The 2,827-nt window shown below is 70.7% G+C and carries 2 protein-coding genes and 1 pseudogene; all 3 read left to right on the top strand.

Features of this window, described 5'->3' with window-relative positions:
- A partial coding sequence (locus OU415_RS38065; protein ID WP_270954661.1) for a urocanate hydratase occupies positions 1 to 1,535 on the top strand: 1,535 nt, incomplete at its 5' end.
- A 147-nt stretch (positions 1,536 to 1,682) separates the two neighbouring features.
- Positions 1,683 to 2,624, top strand: a complete 942-nt coding sequence (gene hutG / locus OU415_RS38060; protein WP_270954659.1) for a formimidoylglutamase — start codon at positions 1,683 to 1,685, stop codon at positions 2,622 to 2,624.
- A gap of 60 nt (positions 2,625 to 2,684) precedes the next feature.
- Positions 2,685 to 2,827 (top strand): annotated as a pseudogene (locus OU415_RS38055) (pyridoxamine 5'-phosphate oxidase family protein); the annotation flags it as partial.

Here is a 2,827-nt window from a genome sequence, read left to right as displayed (position 1 = left end):
CCGACGACCGGGTGGTCTACGGCGGCACCGGCAAGGCCGCGCGGACGTGGCAGGCCTTCGACGCGATCACCGAGACGCTCAAGACCCTCGAGAAGGACGAGACGCTGCTCGTCCAGTCCGGCAAGCCGGTCGGTGTGCTGCGCACCCACGAGTGGGCGCCGCGGGTCCTCATCGCCAACTCCAACCTGGTCGGCGACTGGGCGAACTGGGAGGAGTTCCGCCGACTCGACTCGCTGGGCCTGACCATGTACGGCCAGATGACCGCCGGGTCGTGGATCTACATCGGCAGCCAGGGCATCCTGCAGGGCACCTACGAGACCTTCGGCGCGGTCGCCCGCAAGCGCTTCAACGGCACCCTCGCCGGCACCATCACCCTGACCGCCGGCCTCGGCGGCATGGGCGGCGCCCAGCCGCTCGCGGTGACCATGAACGAGGGCGTGGCGATCTGCGTCGAGTGCGACCCCTCGCGCATCGAGCGCCGCATCAAGCACCGCTACCTCGACGTCCGCGCCGACAGCATCGACGAGGCGCTGAGCCTGGCCAAGGAAGCCCGCGACGCGCGCAAGCCGCTGTCGATCGGCCTGGTGGGCAACGCCGCCGAGGTGTTCCCGCAGCTGCTGGAGATGGACGCGCCGATCGACATCGTCACCGACCAGACCTCGGCGCACGACCCGCTGTCCTACCTGCCGGTGGGCGTGAGCATCGAGGAGTGGGCGGAGCAGGCCGAGAAGGACCCGGCCGACTTCACCGAGCGGTCCCGCAAGGCGATGGCCGCCCAGGTCGAGGCCATGGTCGGCTTCCTGGACAAGGGCATCGAGGTCTTCGACTACGGCAACTCGATCCGCGACGAGGCCCGCAAGGCCGGCTTCGACCGGGCCTTCGACTTCCCCGGCTTCGTGCCCGCGCACATCCGTCCGCTGTTCGAGGAGGGCCTCGGCCCGTTCCGCTGGGCCGCGCTGTCCGGTGACCCGGAGGACATCGCCAAGACCGACAAGGCGATCATGGAGCTGTTCCCGGAGAACGAGCACCTGCACCGCTGGCTGAAGATGGCCGGCGAGAAGGTCGCCTTCGAGGGCCTGCCCGCCCGCATCTGCTGGCTGGGCTACGGCGAGCGCCACCTCGCCGGTCTGAAGTTCAACGAGATGGTCGCCAACGGCGAGCTGTCCGCGCCGATCGCCATCGGCCGCGACCACCTCGACTCCGGTTCGGTCGCCTCCCCGTACCGCGAGACCGAGTCCATGCTGGACGGTTCCGACGCGATCGCCGACTGGCCGCTGCTGAACGCGCTGGTCAACACCGCCTCGGGTGCCTCATGGGTGTCGATCCACCACGGTGGCGGCGTCGGCATGGGTCGTTCGATCCACGCCGGTCAGGTCTGCATCGCCGACGGCACCGAGCTGGCCGCGGAGAAGCTCGCGCGAGTGCTCACCAACGACCCGGGCATGGGCGTGCTGCGCCACGTCGACGCCGGGTACGAGTACGCGACCTCGGTCGCCAAGGAGCGCGGCGTGCGGGTCCCGATGCTGGACTCCTGATCGGTCGGTCCCGGAAGGCCTTGCCGGTCAAGGCCTTCCGGGTCGCACCGGCCATACTGGACGTCCAGCCGCTCGATCCCCCCTGGCCGTGGCGCTCACCCCGCCGCGCAAGCCGACCGCGGGATCGACTACCTAGGAGTGGAAGAGATGGGTGAGGTGGTGAACCGCGCACCGCAGCGCTGGAGCGGTCGCGACGACGGGCCGGGTCCGGAGCACCTCCGGTGGCACCACGTCGTGTCCGGCGACGGTTCCGCGGACATCGCGTTCGTCGGGTTCCGCAGCGACGAGGGGGTCCGCCGCAACAAGGGCCGCCAGGGCGCCGCGGACGGTCCGCGAGCCCTCCGCGAGGCGCTGGGCTCGATGGCCCTGCCCGCGCCGCTGGAGGCAGTGGACGTCGGCGACGTGGAGGTCGTCGGGAACGCGTTGGAGGAAGGCCAGCAGCAGCTCGGCGAGGTGCTCACCAAGCTGATCGACGACGGCCGACTGGTCGTCGTGTTCGGCGGTGGCCACGAGATCGCCTACGGCAGCTACCTCGGCATCGCCGGATCGGAGCGGGTGCGCTCCGGGGCGAAGCTCGGCGTGCTCAACCTCGACGCCCACTTCGACCTCCGCGCGGACGCGACCCCGAGCTCCGGCACGCCGTTCCGGCAGATGGCCGAGCAGGAGCGGGAGCGCGGCGCCGACCTGCACTACGCGGTGCTGGGCATCAGCCAGCCGAGCAACACCCGGACCCTGTTCGACACCGCCGACGAGCTGGGCGTGTCCTACCTGCTCGACGAGGACTGCGGCCCGGCGAACCGCGACGCCGTCGACGAGTTCGTGGACCGGTTCCTGGCCGGCTGCGACGTGGTCTACCTGACGATCGACCTGGACGTGCTGCCCGCGGCTGTCGCCCCGGGTGTGAGCGCGCCGGCCGCTTACGGCGTGCCGCTGGAAACCATCCAGCACGTGTGCGACCGAGTAGCGGCCAGCGGCAAGCTGGCGCTGTGCGACGTCGCCGAGCTCAACCCCGAGCTCGACGTCGACAACCGCACCGCCCGCACGGCCGCCCGACTGCTGCACCGGATCACCACCAAGCACACCCGCTAGGGGAAAGCCATGCCCGAGCACGAATCGACCCGTGAGATCACTGACGACGTCTTCGCGGACATGCTCGAAGAGGAACAGGGCACGATCCAGCTGTTCACCGGCCCTGACGTACTCAAGGTGCGACGCCTGCGCCGCGACCCCCGCGCCTCGATCGTCGGCGCCGCTCCGGTGGCGGAGCGCGACCGCTGGCTGTCGGTGACCGG

The sequence above is a fragment of the Saccharopolyspora oryzae genome (assembly GCF_027853915.1).
GTDB lineage: Bacteria > Actinomycetota > Actinomycetes > Mycobacteriales > Pseudonocardiaceae > Saccharopolyspora > Saccharopolyspora oryzae.
This window is presented reverse-complemented; position numbering and strand designations above follow the sequence as displayed.

Excerpts from the sequence above, each read along its gene's own strand:
- hutG (WP_270954659.1), top strand. The coding sequence starts at position 1,683 with ATGGGTGAGGTGGTGAACCGCGCACCGCAGCGCTGGAGCGGTCGCGAC.